The following is a 16,666-nucleotide window of genomic DNA, read 5'->3' as shown; positions in this document are numbered from 1 at the left end:
AAGGGCGTGCCACTCCCGGTACCGCCCGATGATTCCGCCCGCGAGCGGAACATTAGACTCGACAGACCAGCCAGCAACTGCAAGGAGGCACGGGTGCTGCTGACCCGCATCAAGGGACCGCGCGATCTGGACCGGCTCAGCCAGGAGGAGCTGATCCAGCTCGCCGCCGAGATCAGGTCCTTCCTGGTCGATGCCGTCTCCAAGACCGGCGGGCACCTCGGCCCCAACCTCGGCGTGGTCGAACTGACGATCGCCCTGCACCGGGTCTTCGAGTCGCCGAAGGACAAGGTCCTCTTCGACACCGGTCACCAGGCCTACGTCCACAAGCTGCTCACGGGCCGCCAGGACTTCGCCGGCCTGCGCTCCAAGGGCGGCCTGTCCGGCTACCCCTCGCGCGCCGAGTCCGACCACGACGTGATCGAGAACTCGCACGCCTCGACGGTCCTCGGCTGGGCCGACGGCCTCGCCAAGGCCAACGAGGTGCTCGGCCGCGAGGACCACCACGTCGCCGCCGTCATCGGCGACGGCGCCCTCACCGGCGGCATGGCCTGGGAGGCGCTGAACAACATCGCCGCCGCCAAGGACCGCCCGCTGGTCATCGTCGTCAACGACAACGAGCGCTCCTACGGCCCCACCATCGGCGGCCTCGCGAACCACCTCGCCACCCTGCGCACCACGGACGGCTACGAGCGCTTCCTGGCCCGCGGCAAGGAGATCCTGGAGCGCACCCCCGTCGTCGGGAAGCCGCTCTTCGAGACCCTGCACGGCGCCAAGAAGGGCCTCAAGGACTTCATCGCCCCGCAGGGCATGTTCGAGGACCTCGGCCTGAAGTACATCGGCCCCATCGACGGCCACGACATCGAGGCCCTGGAGTCCGCCCTCCAGCGCGCCAAGCGCTTCAGCGGCCCGGTCATCGTGCACTGCCTCACCCAGAAGGGCCGCGGCTACACGCACGCCGAGCAGGACGAGGCCGACCGCTTCCACGGCATCGGCCCGATCCACCCGGACACCGGCCTGCCGGTCAAGACCGCCGCCGCCAGCTGGACCTCCGTCTTCGCCGACGAGATGGTCAAGCTCGGCCACGAGCGCGAGGACATCGTCGCCATCACCGCGGCCATGCTCCACCCGGTCGGCCTGAAGAAGTTCGCGGACGTCTTCCCGGACCGCATCTACGACGTCGGCATCGCCGAGCAGCACGCGGCCACCTCGGCCGCCGGCCTCGCCACCGGCGGCGTCCACCCGGTCTTCGCGGTCTACGCCACCTTCCTCAACCGCGCCTTCGACCAGGTCCTCATGGACGTCGCCCTGCACAAGTGCGGGGTCACCTTCGTCCTGGACCGCGCCGGCGTCACCGGCGACGACGGCGCCTCCCACAACGGCATGTGGGACATGTCCATCCTCCAGGTCGTCCCCGGACTGCGCCTGGCGGCCCCGCGCGACGCCGAGCAGCTGCGCGCCCAGCTCCGCGAGGCCGTCGAGGTCAAGGACGCCCCGACCGTCGTGCGCTACTCCAAGGGCGTCGTCGGCCCCGCCGTCCCGGCCGTCGGCAAGGTCGGCGGCATGGACGTGCTGCGCCTGCCGGCCCCCGAAGTCACCCGTCCGGACGTACTGATCGTCTCGGTCGGCGCGCTCGCCCCGATGTGCCTGGAGATCGCCGGCCTGCTCGACAAGCAGGGCATCTCCTCGACCGTCGTCGACCCCCGCTGGGTCAAGCCGGTGGACGAGGCCATGGCCCCGCTCGCCGACCGCCACCGGGTCGTCGTCACCGTCGAGGACAACGGCCGCACCGGCGGTGTCGGCGCCGCCGTCTCGCAGGCCCTGCGGGACGCGGGCGTGGACGTACCGCTGCGCGACTTCGGCATTCCGCAGCGCTTCCTCGACCACGCGCTGCGCAAGGAGATCATGGCCGAGATCGGCCTGACCGCCCCGGACATCGCCCGGCAGGTCACCGGACTGGTCGCCAAGCTGGACGGCCGTTTCGAGGACGAGCCGGCCGCCACCGTCGACTGACCGGCACCGTCCGGATCGCGCGGTTGCACCTCACGGGCCGGGAGATCACCCTTGAAGGGTGGGCCTCCCGGCCCGTTCGCGTACTTCTTGGGAGGTGCGTCGGTGAGCTCGGATCTCAACAGCCCGTTCCGTACCAAGACGGTGGAACAGTCCATCCGTGACACGGAGGAGCCGGAGCACGCGCTCCGCAAATCGCTCTCCGCCTGGGACCTGACCGTCTTCGGTGTCGGCGTCATCATCGGTACCGGCATCTTCGTCCTGACGGGCATCGCCGCCCGCAACAACGCCGGGCCCGCCACCGCCCTCTCCTTCGTGGTATCGGGCGTCGTCTGTGCCCTCGCGGCCCTCTGCTACGCAGAGTTCGCCTCCACCGTGCCGGTGGCCGGTTCGGCGTACACCTTCGCGTACGCCTCCATCGGGGAGCTGCCCGCCTGGATCATCGGCTGGGACCTGGTCCTCGAATTCGCCCTCGGCACCGCCGTCGTGGCCGTCGGCTGGTCCGGGTACGTACGCCACCTCATGCACACCAACCTCGGCTGGGACATGCCCGTCGCCCTGACCGGGCGTGACGAGGGCGGCAGCTTCGACCTCCTGGCGTTCCTGCTGGTCCTGGTACTGACCGCGATCCTCGTCGTCGGGACCAAGCTGTCGGCCCGGATCACGGCGATCGTCGTCGCCATCAAGGTGACCGTGGTGCTCCTGGTCATCATCGCGGGCGCGTTCTTCATCAAGGCCGACAACTACTCGCCGTTCATCCCGCCGGCCGAGCCACAGACCGGAGGCGGCGGCTGGACGACGGCACCACTGGTGCAGCTGATGTTCGGCTACACGCCCACCAACTTCGGCGTCATGGGCATCTTCACCGCGGCCTCCCTCGTCTTCTTCGCCTTCATCGGCTTCGACGTGGTGGCCACCGCGGCCGAGGAGACCAAGAACCCCCAACGGGACATGCCGCGCGGCATCCTGGGCTCGCTGCTCATCTGCACCCTGCTGTACGTCGCGGTCACGGTCATCGTCACCGGCATGCAGTACTACAAGGAGATGTCGCCGTCCGCCCCGCTGGCCGAGGCCTTCCGGGCGGTTGACCAGCCGTTCTTCTCCGGCGCCATCAGCCTCGGTGCCGCCGTCGGCCTCATCACGGTGTCCATGATCCTGCTGCTGGGCCAGACCCGCGTGTTCTTCGCGATGAGCCGTGACGGACTGCTGCCGCGCGTCTTCTCCGTCACCCACCCGAAGTTCCGCACCCCCTACCGGGCCACCGTGCTCCTCGGCGTCATCATCGCCGTCATCGCGGGGTTCACCCCGCTGGAGAAGCTCGCGGAACTGGTGAACATCGGCACCCTGTTCGCCTTCGTCATCGTGGCCCTCGGCGTGATCATCCTGCGCAAGACCCGCCCCGACCTGCACCGGTCCTTCCGCACCCCGTGGGTGCCGGTGATCCCCATCCTGTCGATGGCGGCCTCCCTCTGGCTGATGCTCAACCTGCCGGCCGAGACCTGGGTCCGCTTCGGGATCTGGATGGTGATCGGCTTCGTCGTCTACTTCGCGTACGGCCGCCGCAAGAGCCGCCTGGCCCAGGCCGGCCAGGACGCGGAGTACTAGGAGGCCGACGGGGACGGTGCGGGCGCCGGGGACTTGGACCTGGCGCCCGCACCGCCCTTGGCGGGGGAGTCCTTCGCCGAGGCGGGCACCTTCTGGTCGGTGCGCAGGGCCTCCCAGAGCTGCGAGGCCTGTTCCTGTGCGATCACGACCCGGTTCGGGTCCACCTTGTCGTAGGCCACCGGCAGCATGATGGTCTCCATCGTGGACGGGTCCACGCCCTTCATGCTCTGCGCGAAGTCCGCCAGTGCGGTGAGCGAGGCCAGATCGGAGTCGGTGGTCAGGGACTTGGTGCCGGCGTCGGCGAGCTTGTAGAGCCGGGCCGGGTTGCCGAGGGCGTCCTGCTTCTTGATCTCGGAGAGCATCGCGAGCATGAACTGCTGCTGGAGGCCTATGCGTCCGAGGTCGCTGCCGTCCCCGTAGCCGTAGCGGGTCCGTACGAACTTCAGCGCGTCCGTGCCGTTCAGCCGGTGCGTGCCCGCGTCGAGCCTGAGGCCGCCCTTGGCGCCCGTCATCGGCTGGTCGAGGGTGACGGTGACCCCGCCGAGGGCGTCCACCAGGCCCTTGAAGCCGGCGAAGTCCACCTCCACGAAGTGGTCCACGCGGATCCCGGACAGCTGCTCGACGGTCTTGACCACACAGGCCGGCCCGGCCACCGAGTACACGGAGTTGAACATGACCCGGCTCGCCTCGGGGACGGTCCTGCCGTCCCCGTCCTTGCACTCGGGCCGGGTGACCAGGGTGTCGCGGGGGATGCTCACCGCGGTGGCCCGGGACCGGCCCTCGGGTATGTGCACCAGCATCGCGGTGTCGGAGCGGGCCCCGCTGACGTTGCCGTGGTCGAGCTCTCCGTTTGCCCCGGCCCGCGAGTCGGAGCCGAGCACCAGGATGTTCTGCGCCTTCTCGACCACCTTCGGCGGGCGGTTGTCCGTACCGATCGCCCGGTCCAGGTCGACGCTGTCGATGTTCCCCTCAAGGTGGCTGTAGACCCACCAGCCGGCCCCGGCCGAGCCGAGGACCAGGGCGGCCGCCGTCCAGGCCAGCCCCCGCCGGATCCGGCTCGCGCGCGAACGGGCCGGCGTCGGCTCGGGCGTCGCCGGTGTCGGGGTGGTCGTGGCGGTGGCGTCTGAAGTCATGCCCGGGAACCGGTCCTTCCGAACGGGTGGCGGGGGCGCACGGCGGGGGCGCGCGCGGGCTCCAACATAGACGCAGGAGCCCGCCAGATGACCCCCGGGGTATCCTGATTCTGTTCGAACGGTGAAGGGGAAGGGTTGCTCGGGACCCATGGCGACGCGATCCGGACGCAGTCCGAACAAATCCCCCCGACGCTCTGCGGACCCCGGTCAGGCACCCGCCGTTGACCGGAACCGCGTGGCACTGGGTCCCCTGAGCGGACGCTGGGTGCTGGCGGGCAAGGACGGACGGCTCACCGCGTACGCGCGCGCCGAGGGCGGCCTGCTCCGCTGGACCGAACGCGCCCCCGGCGGCCCCGGCTGGAGCGGCCCCGACCTCCTCCCCGCCGACGGACTGACCGACCTGACGGTGGGTCAAGGGCCGGACGGGTACGCCCACTTCGCGGGCCGGCGCCGTATCCGCGCCGAGGGCCCCGAGGGCGTCGAGACCCTCACCTACCACCACGCCGTCCAGTACCAGACGGGCCGCCCGATGGGCCCCTGGGACTCCCTCGGCACCCTCTACCGCAACGTCGAGATGGCGCAGCGCGGCGGTCCGCCGGCCCTGGCGGTGGACAGCCGGGGCACTCCGCACGTCTTCGTCCGCAACTACGGCCGGGGCTTCCACGTGAAGCGCCAGGACGACAAGGGCGCATGGGCCGGGTGGGAGGACGTGCGCGGCAGCATGACCTTCGAGGGGGCCTGCGCCTCCTCCACCGCCGACGGCCGCGTGTGGTTCGCCGCCCCCGGAGAGAAGGGGATCACCCTCTGGTCCCAGAGCGGAGCGGGCGGCCCCCTGCACAAGGGCGAGGACATCCCGTACCTCGCCCGCGACGGATCGGTGGGCGCCCTGGAGACGGCCCCGGGCCGTGTCACCCACTTCTGGCACGCGGCCGACGGGAGCGGGGTGTTCGCCTACCGCGAGGGCGCCGGGGTGATGGCCCTGGGCGGCGGCCCGGCGTACGGGGCGGTGGCCGCCGTCCGCGCCCTGGTCGACGGGTACGACTGCACGGTGCTGGCCCACCGCGCCGCGGACGGCCGCACCGCCCTCGCCGCGTACCCGACGGAGCACGAGGCGGCCGGGCTCTGGTGGACGGAGATCGGCGAGCCGTGCCTGGAGTCCCCGGCCCTCGCCGTCGACGCCCATGGCCTGGTCGTCATCGCCTCGATCAGCGCCCGCGGCGAACTGCTCGTCAACCGGCAGAAGGACGCGTCCTCCCTCTCACTGGGCCGCTGGCAGCGCTTCTGACCGGTCGCCGGGCCGGCGCCGCCCCTGCGGGGGGATGCTGGACAGCCCGTGGCGGGCGACCGCCAGGCTGGAGATGCGCCGCAGGAAGTCCACCGAGCGCGCCGCCGTGTCCGGGGTGATCCAGGCGTCGTCGATCTCGCACAGCTCCACCCGTACCGGAGCACCGCGCAGCACGATCGGCAGGGTGTAGGCGATCGTGGACGCGAAGGTCAGCAGGGACAGCCCGATGGGCTCGGTCAGCGCCGTCAGCTCCAGCGGCAGTTCGGGGTGGACGATCTCCATGCCGGTCAGGCCTGCGATCCGCTCCAGCTTGGCCGTGCTCTCCCGGCGGTGCGCCAGGTAGCGGCCGGCCGCCCGGGTGCGGGCGATCCAGCCGACGGCGTCGATGTACCGGTCCTCGTCGATGACCCCGGTCTCCACCAGGGAGCTGCCCGCCAGGTCCGCCCCGGGCCGGGGCCGCGGCGGGCCGAAGGTGGCCCGGCTCCAGTCGTACTCGTTGGGCCGTACCTCGGCTCCCGGCGGCGCGGACACCGGCATGCAGGTGAAGAAGACGGCCCGCTCCAGCTCCTCTCGGGCCAGCCACCGGTTCACCGGGCCGCCCTTGGCGGACTTCACGTCCCCCTGGTGCCAGCGGGTCAGCTGCTGCCCGCTCGTCAGCAGCGCCACCAGCTCGGTGGTGGCGGTGCCGTCGTCGACGACGACCACCTCGCGGGCCCGGGAGCGCGGCAGCAGCAGCTGGATGGTGCGGGAGAACAGGTCCCCGATCACCAGCCGCCGGGCCGCCGCGACCGCCCGGCCGAGGCGGACCAGCTCGCCGGCCCGTCCCAGGTAGCCCGCGCGGACCTCGTAGCGCCGCCAGACCACCTTGGCCTGCGAGGCGAACCGGCACAGCCGGCGGACCTGCGCGCGCGAGCGCGGGTCCACCGGCTGGAGCACGGCGATGGTGAGGGACGCAGCCTCGCCCGGGTGGGCGTGGGCCCACTCCAGGACATTCAGTAGTTGAGCCGGGCTCTCCACCAGGGCGAGGGTTTCGCTCATGCCGAGGCCGTCACACCCTCGGCGGGAAGGGTGTTCTGGACGCGGCGGAGCTTCTTCATCGGGCCGAGCTCGGAGTCGTAGACCTTCTTGACGCCGTCGCCGAGGGCGGTCTCGATGGTGCGGATGTCGCGCACGAGGCGGGCCAGGCCGCCGGGTTCGACGGAGGCGGCCTGGTCGGAGCCCCACATGGCGCGGTCGAGGGTGATGTGCCGCTCGACGGCGCAGGCGCCCATGGCGACGGCGGCCACGGTGGTCTGCAGGCCCGTCTCGTGGCCCGAGTAGCCCACGGGCACGTTGGGGTAGGCCGCCTCCAGGCTGTTGATCACCCGCAGGTTGAGCTCCTCGGCCTTGGCCGGGTAGGTGGAGGTGGCGTGCAGCAGGACGATGTTCTCGCTGCCGAGCACCTCCACCGCGTGCCGGATCTGCCCGGGCGTGGACATGCCGGTGGACAGGATGACCGTCTTGCCCGTGGCGCGCAGGGCCAGGAGCAGTTCGTCGTCGGTCAGGGAGGCGGAGGCCACCTTGTGCGCGGGGACGTCGAACTTCTCCAGGAAGGCGACGGCCTCGGTGTCCCACGGGGAGGCGAACCAGTCGATGCCGCGCTTGGCGCAGTGCTCGTCGATGGCGCGGTACTCGTCCTCGCCGAACTCGACGCGGTGGCGGTAGTCGATGTACGTCATCCGGCCCCAGGGGGTGTCCCGCTCGATGTCCCACTGGTCGCGCGGGGTGCATATCTCGGGGGTCCGCTTCTGGAACTTCACCGCGTCACAGCCCGCGTCGGCGGCCGCGTCGACGAGCGCGAGGGCGTTGGCCAGCTCACCGTTGTGGTTGATCCCGATCTCGCCGATCACGTAGGTGGGCCGGCCGGTGCCGACCTCCCTGTTGCCGATACGGCGGATCCGGTTGCTGTGCACCACTGTTCAGAGTTCCTTTCGGGGGTACTGCGGGGATCGCGGCGACGGGGTCGCCGAAGTCTGGCGGGGGTCCAGGAGGGGGGCCAGGGCCCTGGCCCGGTCGAGGTCGCCGGGTTCGTCGAGCTCGATGGCCCGCTCGGGGGCCGTGGGGACGAGCTGGGTCCGGCCGAAGAAGCGGTGGCCGCTGCGGCGGAAGCCCTCGGCGCGCATCGCGTAGACGGCGCCCGATTCCAGGTATTCGGGCGTACGGTCCTGACGGCGCAGGCGGACCGCGCTGTCGTGGTTGACGCCCCGGGCGGTGTGGCCGGGCCCGGCGGCGGGGTCGGCGGTCCACAGGAAGCCGTGGAAGGGGACGGCGGTGAAGGCGGAGTCGGCGCCGTCGCGGACGATCGCCGCGACGGTGTCGTCCACCTCCTCGGAGGTGATGAAGGGGCTGGTGCACTGGACGAAGACCAGGACGTCCACGGCTTCGGAGTGACGTTCCTCCAGCCGGTCCAGGGCGTGCAGCAGCGCGGACTCGCTGGAGGCCCGGTCGGAGCCCAGCTCGGCCGGCCGGTCCACCACCTCGGCGCCGGCCGCGCGGGCGGCGCGGGCGATCGCCTCGTCGTCGGTGGAGACGGCGACCCGGGTCACGAGGGAGGCTCCGAGGCAGGCCCGTACGGCGCGGGCCACCAGCGGTACCCCGCCGACCTCGGCGACGTTCTTGCCGGGGATGCCCTTGGAGCCGCCCCGGGCGGGTATGACGGCGGTGACGTTCACAGGGCTCTCCTGGCCTGGTGGAAGAAGAAGGGGAAGAGGGGGACGAAGGGGTTGCTCATATGCCGCCCCACTGCTGGATCTTCGGGGCCACGCGCTGGACCCCGAACTGGTAGGCGACCTTGAGTACGCGGCGCGAGGTGCGCTTCATCGGGCCGCGCGAGCGCGCCGCGGCGGCGCCGGCTCCGGGGGAGCCGTCCGGGTCCAGGCCCCTGCGGCGCAGGAGCGTACCCACGTATTCGGGCGCGCTCCCGGCCGTGTAGTACGGGGAGATCGGCGGCAGCCGTTGCCCGCGCAATTCGACGATCCGGGCCCGGAGTTCACCGAACGGATCGGTGGAGCGGATTCCCTGGTCGGCCGTCCACGCCTCGTGCGCGAGCGGGGCCGCGCCCTCGTCGATGGCGGTCCAGTCGGTGACGCAGCCGGAACCGGTGAAGTAGTGGTTGCCGTGGATCTCGCGTACGCCGAGATCGCTCAGGATGGCGGTCGGCATTCCCCGGTGCATCGATTCGAGGGCGGCCGTGGAACTGACCGTCACCAGGAGATCGGTGCGGTCGAGGGTCTTCGACATGTTGCCGTACACGAAATGCAGATTGGGCGGCAGCGGTTCGTCCAGCTGGTCCGCCAGGACCTGATAGTGGAACGCCTCCACGTGGGTGGTCGCCTCACCCGGCTTGCTGCGCAGTTTCACGAGTACGTCGCGGCCCGGGCGCAGCCGGGCGTGGGATATCGCGCGGCGCAGCAGGTAAAGCCGGCCGTTCCGGTCGGCGGGTACCGAGGGCTGGACGGCGAAGCACACCGTATAAGGGTGTTCGGCGAATGTCCGGTTCGGATCGTAGGGGCGCTGGTCGAGAAAGGGGAGCGCCGTCTGGACGATGCTGGAGACGGGAATTCCGAGGGGTTCGTACACCTCGGTGAAACGGCGCCGGTCGAACGGGCTGTTGGCGAGGACGATATCGACGCCCGCGCGCAGGAGGAGCCCGTCGGCCATCTTCTCGTAGACGACGCCGACGTAACCGGTCATCAGGATCGGCCGCCGCGGGGCGCCGGCGAAGCGGCGGGCCAGGGCGTGCAGGGCCGCGTGCGTGGCGCCGCCGACCGTGCCCAGGATGATCAGGTCCGCCGTGTCGAGCGCGGGGGCCGCCGCGAACTCGGCGAGCGTGGCCTCCGTGATCGAGGAGGGGGTGATGCCGACCTCCGCCAGCTGGCGCGCCGTCGGCGTGCTCCGGCCGCGCAGCATGTGCGCGTGGACCTCGCTGCCCGGTGCCAGGCCCACCGCCAGCCCCGCACCCCATTTCCAGCGGGTGTCGGAGTCTGCGAGCACGTGGATGCGCACTGGTGGATTCCCGGTCGGTCGGCGAAGCCCAACTGCTGTCGGCGGGCCCGCAGCTGGGCGCGGGCTCGGGCGGGCTGGCCGTGAGGCCCGTTAGACCTTACCTCCTCGCCTGAGCCATAGGTGTCACGAATAGGCCTCGACCCCCGGGGGGAGCTGTACGTCACACCGCCGAGCGGCGTTCGGGATCTCCCGGAGGCTCTGACATGATGGCGGAGTGTCGGTGAATGGGGAGAAGGTGGGTGCCGGCCGATGGTGACCCTTTCGGTAATCGTCGCGATGTGTGACGTCCGCGACTACTGTCGGACGACGCTGAAGTCCCTGGCCCTGAATGCCCGCGCGGACTTCGAGTTCATCGTGGTGGACGACGCGTCCATTGACGGGACATCAGAGATCCTGCGGGAGGCGGTGCCCGGGATTCCCGGTGCCGTGCTCATCCGCAACGAACGGAACATGGGAATATCGGCGACCCGCAACATAGGCCTCGCCGCGGCCCGCGGACGCTTTTTCACCTTCCTCGACGGGGACGACTGGTACGCCCCCGGATATCTTGCGCAATTGGTCGGATGGATGGGCCAGTCGGGCGTCGATTTCCTGCGGACCGGCCATGTCCGGGTCTACGGCAGAAAACGCAAGATCGTCATGCCCCCGCTCGCCCCGCGGGCCCTACCGCTCGATCCCCTGGACTACATGGGGCCGGTGGACGCCTCCACGTTCATCGACTACCCCTCGGTCTGGGCCGGCATCTACGACCGCGAACGCCTGCGCGAGGCCGGCGCGCTGTTCTTCGAGGAGACCCTGCGGACCGCCGAGGACCGGCACTGGTTCTACCAGCTGCACCTGCGGATGCGCTCCTTCGGAGTGGTCGACCTCCACGGCGTCTTCTACCGCCGTGATGTGTCCACTTCACTCACCAAGATCCCGGACGAACGGCAGCTGGACTTCCTTCCGGCCTTCCGGCTGGTTTTCGGCGAACTCGCCCGTCATCCGCGCGGATATGAACTCTCGTTCAAGGCCATGCGAACTCTGTGTGCGCTCATCGTCATTCACCTGGACCGCGCCGAGCAGTACGACGAAGTCACCCGGGGCCTCCTTCAGGAACGCAGCGCGCAGATGCTCTTCGAACTTCCCCCGGACATCCTGGAGGGGACCCTGGCAGGAATGGACTCCGCACGCGTGAACAAGCTCAGAGCACTGATGTCCCGGCACCTGGGCGCCGCCGCCCGATGACCCGGATATTCGCCGCCTCCACCCTCTACGGCGCCATGACGGTGGCCGCCGCCATCGACGCCGGCCAGGTCGGCCGGGACGACCGCGAGCGCATCCTGCTCGTCTGCAACAACGTCGACATCCCCGAGGTCGCCACGCCGCTGCACCACATGCCCGGCGCCGCCGCCGTCCTCGCGCGCTTCCACCGCGTCGTCTACTGGAACGACCTCATCTACCCCTTCCACCCGGCGCTGTGGGGCCCCCGCGACGAGGACGCCCCCCTCTGGCGCACCGTCATGGGGGAGAAGATGGGCATCCGGCCCGGCCCCCTGGAACTGGTCGTCGAGTCCATCCAGGTCAAACCCGCCCAGACCCTCTGCAAGATCTTCTCGGACGCCACCCTCGCCGTGTACGCCGACGGGGTCATGAGCTACGGCCCCACCCGCAACGACCTGCCCCGCCCCATCCACGGCCGCATCGAACAGGTCCTCTACCTCGACCTGATCCCCACCCTGCTCCCCATGCTCCTCACCGAGTACGGGATCCCCGCGCAGCCCGTCCACACCGCCGCCGTCCTCGAACTGCTGGCGGAGCTCACCGAGGAGTGCCGCCCCATCCTCGACCGGGCGATCCCGCGCGCCCTCGCCGAAAGCGGCCCGCAGACCGCCCTCCTCCTCGGCCAGTACCTCTCCCCCCTCGGCATCCTCACCGAGGAGGAAGAGGAGGACCTGCACCGGCGCATGTTCGAGCACGCGGTACGGCTCGGCCACACCTCCGTCGTCTTCAAACCGCACCCCAGCGCCCCCTCCAGCCTCTCCGACGCCCTCGCCACGGCCGCCCGGGAGGCGGGCGTCCCCTTCGTCGTCCTGGACGTCCCGGTCCTCGCCGAGACCGTCTTCGCGTACCTGCGCCCCCGCACGGTGATCGGCTGCTTCTCCACCGGCCTGTTCACCGCCCGGACCCTGTACGGGATCCCCGTCGCCCAGATCGGCGCGCTGGAGGTCATCCGGCGCATGCGGCCCTACGCCAACAGCAACCGCATCCCCGCCACCCTCACCCACGCCCTGATCCCCGACCTCGACGTGCCGACGGCCGCCCCGGCCGACCGGATCCTGGACGCCGAGCACATCCGCACCGAGGTCACCCCCTACGTCCAGGCCGTCGGCTACTGCATGCAGTCCAAGCGGTACGCCTTCCTGCGCCCGGTGGCCGAGGAGTACATCGCCGCGGCCGTCGACCAGTGGGAGGGCCGCCCCGAGCTGTCCATGCACTTCAACGAGCGCACCCGCACCCGCCTGGAACTGCCCGGCCCGCGCACCTGGAAGTGGCGGCGCGGCCTGGGCTGGACCCTGCGCGCCACCGGGGAGCGCACCGAGCCGGACGAGGCGCCCCTGACCGACATCTCGCTGAGCGGGTTCGCCTCGCTGGTCGAGGCCAAGGACGACCAGGGCGTCCTGGAGGTCGGCGCCCGGCTGCTCACCGAGCACGAGAACCTCGACCTGCTCATCGGCATGGCCCAGGCCCACATCCGCCGCAAGGAGACCGACCAGGCCCTGCGGCGCATCGAGCGGGCCATGGAGATCTCCGCGGACAGCGGCCGCACCCTGGTCTGGCTGCGCATCGCGGAGACCGCGGCGAAACTCGGCAAGCCCGGAGACGAGCTGCGCCGCCGGGCGGCCCGGCGGGCGCTGGAGCTCAACCCCGCCTCCCCGGCCGCCCAGCGGCTGGTCAAGAGCGGCCGGCTCGGCCGCAGGTGAACGCGGAAGGGCCCGTCCGCACCGGGTGCGGACGGGCCCTTCTTCCTGCTGCGCGTGTTACGCCGGGACGCTGGCGACACCCGGGGCGAGGAACTTCTTGCCGTTCACCCGCTCCGAGACGCCCTCACGGTCCAGGTACGGGGTGATGCCGCCCAGGTGGAAGGGCCAGCCCGCACCGGTGATGAGGCAGAGGTCGATGTCCTGGGCCTCGGCCACGACACCCTCCTCCAGCATCAGGCCGATCTCCTGCGCCACCGCGTCCAGGACGCGGTCGCGGACCTGCTCCTCCGTCAGGACGGAGTCGCCCTGCACCAGGAGCGCGGCGACCTCGGGGTCCAGCTCCGGCTTGCCGGAGTCGTAGACGTAGAAGCCGCGCTTGCCGGCCTCGACGACCCGCTTGAGGTTCGGCGACACGGTGAAGCGCTCCGGGAAGGAACGGTTCAGCGTCTCGGAGACGTGCAGACCGATGGCCGGACCGACGAGCTCCAGCAGCACCAGCGGCGACATCGGCAGGCCGAGCGGCTCGATGGCCTTCTCCGCGGTGACCACCGGGGTGCCCTCGTCGATGACGTTCTGGATCTCGCCCATGAAGCGGGTCAGGATGCGGTTCACGACGAACGCCGGGGCGTCCTTCGTCAGAACGGCGGTCTTCTTCAGCTTCTTCGCGACACCGAAGGCGGTGGCCAGCGAGGCGTCGTCCGTCTTCTCACCACGGACGATCTCCAGCAGCGGGAGGATCGCGACCGGGTTGAAGAAGTGGAAGCCGACCACGCGCTCCGGGTGCTGGAGCTTGGAGGCCATCTCCGACACCGACAGCGAGGAGGTGTTGGTGGCGAGGATCGCGTGCGCCGGGGCGACCGCCTCGACCTCCGCGAACACCTTCTGCTTGACGGACATCTCCTCGAACACGGCCTCGATGATGAAGTCCGCGTCCGCGAAGCCCTCGGCCTTGTCCAGGACACCGGTCACCAGGGCGGTCAGGCGGTTGGCCTTGTCCTGGTTGATCCGGCCCTTGGCCAGCAGCTTCTGGATCTCGGCGTGGACGTAGCCCACACCCTTGTCCACGCGCTCCTGGTCGATGTCGGTGAGGACCACCGGCACCTCCAGGCGGCGCAGGAACAGCAGCGCCAGCTGCGAGGCCATCAGGCCCGCGCCGACCACGCCGACCTTGGTGACCGGACGGGCCAGGGACTTGTCCGGGGCACCGGCCGGGCGCTTGCCGCGCTTCTGGACCAGGTTGAAGGCGTAGATGCCCGAGCGCAGCTCGCCGCCCATGATCAGGTCCGCGAGGGCCTGGTCCTCGGCGTCGAAGCCGGCCTGGAGGTCGCCGTCCTTGGCCGCGGCGATGATGTCCAGCGCGCGGTAGGCGGCCGGAGCGGCGCCGTGCACCTTGGAGTCCGCGATGAAGCGGCCCTTGGCGACGGCCGCGTCCCAGGCCTCGCCGCGGTCGACCTCGGCGCGTACGACCTCGGTCTCGCCCTTCAGGACCTTCGCGGTCCAGATCAGGGACTGCTCCAGGAAGTCGGCACCCTCGAAGATCGCGTCGGCGATGCCGAGCTCGAAGACCTGCTTGCCCTTGAGCTGACGGTTCTGGTTGAGCGAGTTCTCGATGATCACCGAGACCGCGCGCTCCGCACCGATCAGGTTCGGGAGGATGGCGCAGCCGCCCCAGCCCGGAACCAGGCCGAGGAAGACCTCGGGCAGGGAGAAGGCCGGGATGGCCTTCGAGACGGTGCGGTAGGAGCAGTGCAGACCGACCTCGACACCGCCGCCCATCGCCGCGCCGTTGTAGTACGCGAAGGTGGGGACGGCCAGGGCCGACAGCCGCTTGAAGACGTCGTGGCCGCCCTTGCCGATGGCGAGCGCCTCGTCGTGCTTCTTCAGCAGCTCGACGCCCTTGAGGTCGGCGCCGACGGCGAAGATGAACGGCTTGCCGGTGATGCCCACGCCGACGACGGAGCCCGCGAGGGCCTCCTGCTCGACCTGGTCGATCGCCGCGTTCAGGTTGGCCAGCGACTGCGGGCCGAAGGTGGTCGGCTTGGTGTGGTCGAAGCCGTTGTCCAGCGTGATGAGCGCGAAGCGCCCGGCGCCGAACGGCAGGTCCAGGTGGCGGACGTGCGCGGACGTGACGACCTCGTCCGGGAACAGCTCGGCCGCGCCCTTCAGGAGCTCAGCGGTGGTGCTCACTTGGAGTCTCCCTCGGCGTCGAAGTTCGGGTTCTCCCAGATGACCGTGGCGCCCATGCCGAAGCCGACGCACATCGTGGTCAGGCCGTAGCGGACGTGCGGCTGCTCCTCGAACTGGCGGGCCAGCTGCGTCATCAGGCGGACGCCGGAGGAGGCCAGCGGGTGACCGAAGGCGATCGCGCCGCCGTACTGGTTCACGCGGGCGTCGTCGTCGGCGATGCCGTAGTGCTCCAGGAAGGCCAGCACCTGCACGGCGAAGGCCTCGTTGATCTCGAACAGGCCGATGTCCTCGATGGACAGGCCGGCCTGGGCGAGGGCCTTCTCGGTGGCCGGGATCGGGCCGTAGCCCATGACCTCCGGCTCCACGCCCGCGAAGGCGTAGGAGACGAGGCGCATCTTGACCGGGAGGTTGTTCTCGCGGGCGAAGTCCTCGGACGCGATGATCGCGGCGGTGGCGCCGTCGTTGAGACCGGCGGCGTTGCCCGCGGTGACCCGGCCGTGGGTACGGAACGGGGTCTTCAGGTTCGCCAGGTTCTCCAGCGTGGTGCCCGGGCGCATCGGCTCGTCGGAGGTGACCAGGCCCCAGCCCGTCTCACCGACGGCCTCGTTGGTGTTGCGCACCGAGATCGGGACCAGGTCCTGCTGGATCTTGCCGTCGGCGTACGCCTTGGCGGCCTTCTCCTGCGAGCGCACGGCGTACTCGTCGGCGCGGAGCTTGGTGATCGTCGGGTACCGGTCGTGCAGGTTCTCGGCGGTCATGCCCATGAACAGGGCGGACTCGTCGACCAGCTTCTCGGAGACGAAGCGCGGGTTCGGGTCCACGCCCTCGCCCATGGGGTGACGGCCCATGTGCTCGACACCGCCGGCGAGGGCGACGTCGTACGCACCGAAGGCCACACCGCCCGCGACGGCGGTCACGGCGGTCAGCGCGCCGGCGCACATGCGGTCGATGGAGTAGCCCGGGACGGACTGCGGGAGGCCCGCGAGGATGCCGGCCGTACGGCCCAGCGTCAGGCCCTGGTCGCCGATCTGCGTGGTCGCGGCGATGGCGACCTCGTCGATCTTCTTGGGGTCCAGGTCCGGGTTGCGGCGCAGCAGCTCCCGGATCGCCTTCACGACGAGGTCGTCGGCGCGGGTCTCGTGGTAGATGCCCTTCGGGCCCGCCTTGCCGAACGGGGTGCGGACGCCGTCGACGAAGACGACGTCCCTGACGGTACGAGGCACGTTGGCTCTCCTCCAGGTGCGGGTGTGCACTGCTGCGCGGCGGCGCTCCTGTTTCACTGAGCGCCCGCTCACCCGGCCCATGCTACTTGCGGGTAACCAATGTGCACACCCCCTCCCCGAACAGCGGCGAACGTCACACCCGGGGCGGCGTCCCGTCATGCGCCCCGGCACGCGCCCCATCGTGGCGCCCGGCCGACCGGAGCGGCCGGACGCCACGAC

At 70.8% G+C, this 16,666-nt stretch carries 12 protein-coding genes; 5 read left to right on the top strand and 7 right to left on the bottom strand.

All coding sequences use genetic code 11. The features are described from left to right. Positions 1 to 93: 93 nt before the first annotated feature. Together dxs and AB0F18_RS18735 are read left to right on the top strand one after the other, a co-directional pair. The gene (dxs, locus tag AB0F18_RS18740; protein ID WP_362061719.1) at positions 94 to 2,010 is read left to right on the top strand and encodes a 1-deoxy-D-xylulose-5-phosphate synthase; all 1,917 of its coding nucleotides are present in this window, start codon (positions 94 to 96) and stop codon (positions 2,008 to 2,010) included. A gap of 102 nt (positions 2,011 to 2,112) precedes the next feature. Continuing rightward, positions 2,113 to 3,612 carry an amino acid permease gene (locus AB0F18_RS18735; protein WP_362061716.1) on the top strand — a complete coding sequence of 500 codons (1,500 nt, stop codon included), beginning with the start codon at positions 2,113 to 2,115 and terminating at the stop codon, positions 3,610 to 3,612. Here AB0F18_RS18735 and AB0F18_RS18730 read toward each other — a convergent pair. Beyond that, the gene (locus tag AB0F18_RS18730; protein WP_362061713.1) at positions 3,609 to 4,745 is read right to left on the bottom strand and encodes an LCP family protein; all 1,137 of its coding nucleotides are present in this window, start codon (positions 4,743 to 4,745) and stop codon (positions 3,609 to 3,611) included. The two genes, AB0F18_RS18735 and AB0F18_RS18730, sit on opposite strands and share 4 nt — an antisense overlap. Positions 4,746 to 4,980: 235 nt before the next feature. Here AB0F18_RS18730 and AB0F18_RS18725 point away from each other — a divergent pair, with 235 nt between their 5' ends. After that, positions 4,981 to 6,030 carry a hypothetical protein gene (locus AB0F18_RS18725; RefSeq protein WP_362061710.1) on the top strand — a complete coding sequence of 350 codons (1,050 nt, stop codon included), beginning with the start codon at positions 4,981 to 4,983 and terminating at the stop codon, positions 6,028 to 6,030. Here AB0F18_RS18725 and AB0F18_RS18720 read toward each other — a convergent pair. Genes AB0F18_RS18720 through AB0F18_RS18705 form a run of 4 tightly spaced genes read right to left on the bottom strand, consistent with a single transcriptional unit; the run spans position 6,004 to position 10,074 of the window. Then, complete coding sequence (locus AB0F18_RS18720; protein ID WP_362061707.1) at positions 6,004 to 7,068, bottom strand: hypothetical protein; 1,065 nt, start codon at positions 7,066 to 7,068, stop codon at positions 6,004 to 6,006. The genes AB0F18_RS18725 and AB0F18_RS18720 overlap by 27 nt on opposite strands. After that, complete coding sequence (locus AB0F18_RS18715; protein WP_362061793.1) at positions 7,065 to 7,982, bottom strand: N-acetylneuraminate synthase family protein; 918 nt, start codon at positions 7,980 to 7,982, stop codon at positions 7,065 to 7,067. The genes AB0F18_RS18720 and AB0F18_RS18715 overlap by 4 nt, the downstream gene beginning before the upstream one ends. Positions 7,983 to 7,988: 6 nt before the next feature. After that, a complete protein-coding gene (locus AB0F18_RS18710; RefSeq protein ID WP_362061704.1) occupies positions 7,989 to 8,741 on the bottom strand; it encodes an acylneuraminate cytidylyltransferase family protein in 753 nt (250 codons plus the stop codon). 55 nt (positions 8,742 to 8,796) lie between these two features. Then, positions 8,797 to 10,074 (bottom strand): DUF6716 putative glycosyltransferase, encoded by a 1,278-nt coding sequence (locus tag AB0F18_RS18705; protein WP_362061701.1) that lies wholly within the window; start codon positions 10,072 to 10,074, stop codon positions 8,797 to 8,799. Positions 10,075 to 10,323: 249 nt separating this feature from the next. Here AB0F18_RS18705 and AB0F18_RS18700 point away from each other — a divergent pair, with 249 nt between their 5' ends. Both AB0F18_RS18700 and AB0F18_RS18695 read left to right on the top strand, forming a co-directional pair. Continuing rightward, complete coding sequence (locus tag AB0F18_RS18700; RefSeq protein ID WP_362061698.1) at positions 10,324 to 11,301, top strand: glycosyltransferase family 2 protein; 978 nt, start codon at positions 10,324 to 10,326, stop codon at positions 11,299 to 11,301. Continuing rightward, complete coding sequence (locus AB0F18_RS18695) at positions 11,298 to 13,037, top strand: polysialyltransferase family glycosyltransferase (RefSeq protein ID WP_362061695.1); 1,740 nt, start codon at positions 11,298 to 11,300, stop codon at positions 13,035 to 13,037. The genes AB0F18_RS18700 and AB0F18_RS18695 overlap by 4 nt, the downstream gene beginning before the upstream one ends. 57 nt (positions 13,038 to 13,094) lie before the next feature. Here AB0F18_RS18695 and AB0F18_RS18690 read toward each other — a convergent pair whose 3' ends face one another. Then, a complete protein-coding gene (locus AB0F18_RS18690; protein WP_362061692.1) occupies positions 13,095 to 15,224 on the bottom strand; it encodes a 3-hydroxyacyl-CoA dehydrogenase NAD-binding domain-containing protein in 2,130 nt (709 codons plus the stop codon). Further along, positions 15,221 to 16,447: an acetyl-CoA C-acyltransferase gene (locus AB0F18_RS18685; protein ID WP_362061689.1), complete on the bottom strand. Its 1,227-nt coding sequence runs from the start codon at positions 16,445 to 16,447 to the stop codon at positions 15,221 to 15,223. The genes AB0F18_RS18690 and AB0F18_RS18685 overlap by 4 nt, the downstream gene beginning before the upstream one ends. Positions 16,448 to 16,666 lie beyond the last annotated feature (219 nt).

Origin of the sequence: Streptomyces sp. NPDC029216, from assembly GCF_040648015.1 — a bacterium.
Lineage (GTDB): Bacteria > Actinomycetota > Actinomycetes > Streptomycetales > Streptomycetaceae > Streptomyces.
Note: the sequence above shows the minus strand (reverse complement) of the source record. Positions and strands in the feature narration are given on the sequence as shown.

Coding starts and splice junctions, on each gene's coding strand:
- AB0F18_RS18730 (WP_362061713.1), bottom strand. CDS start 4,745: ATGACTTCAGACGCCACCGCCACGACCACCCCGACACCGGCGACGCCC.
- AB0F18_RS18720 (WP_362061707.1), bottom strand. CDS start 7,068: ATGAGCGAAACCCTCGCCCTGGTGGAGAGCCCGGCTCAACTACTGAAT.
- AB0F18_RS18700 (WP_362061698.1), top strand. CDS start 10,324: ATGGTGACCCTTTCGGTAATCGTCGCGATGTGTGACGTCCGCGACTAC.
- AB0F18_RS18695 (WP_362061695.1), top strand. CDS start 11,298: ATGACCCGGATATTCGCCGCCTCCACCCTCTACGGCGCCATGACGGTG.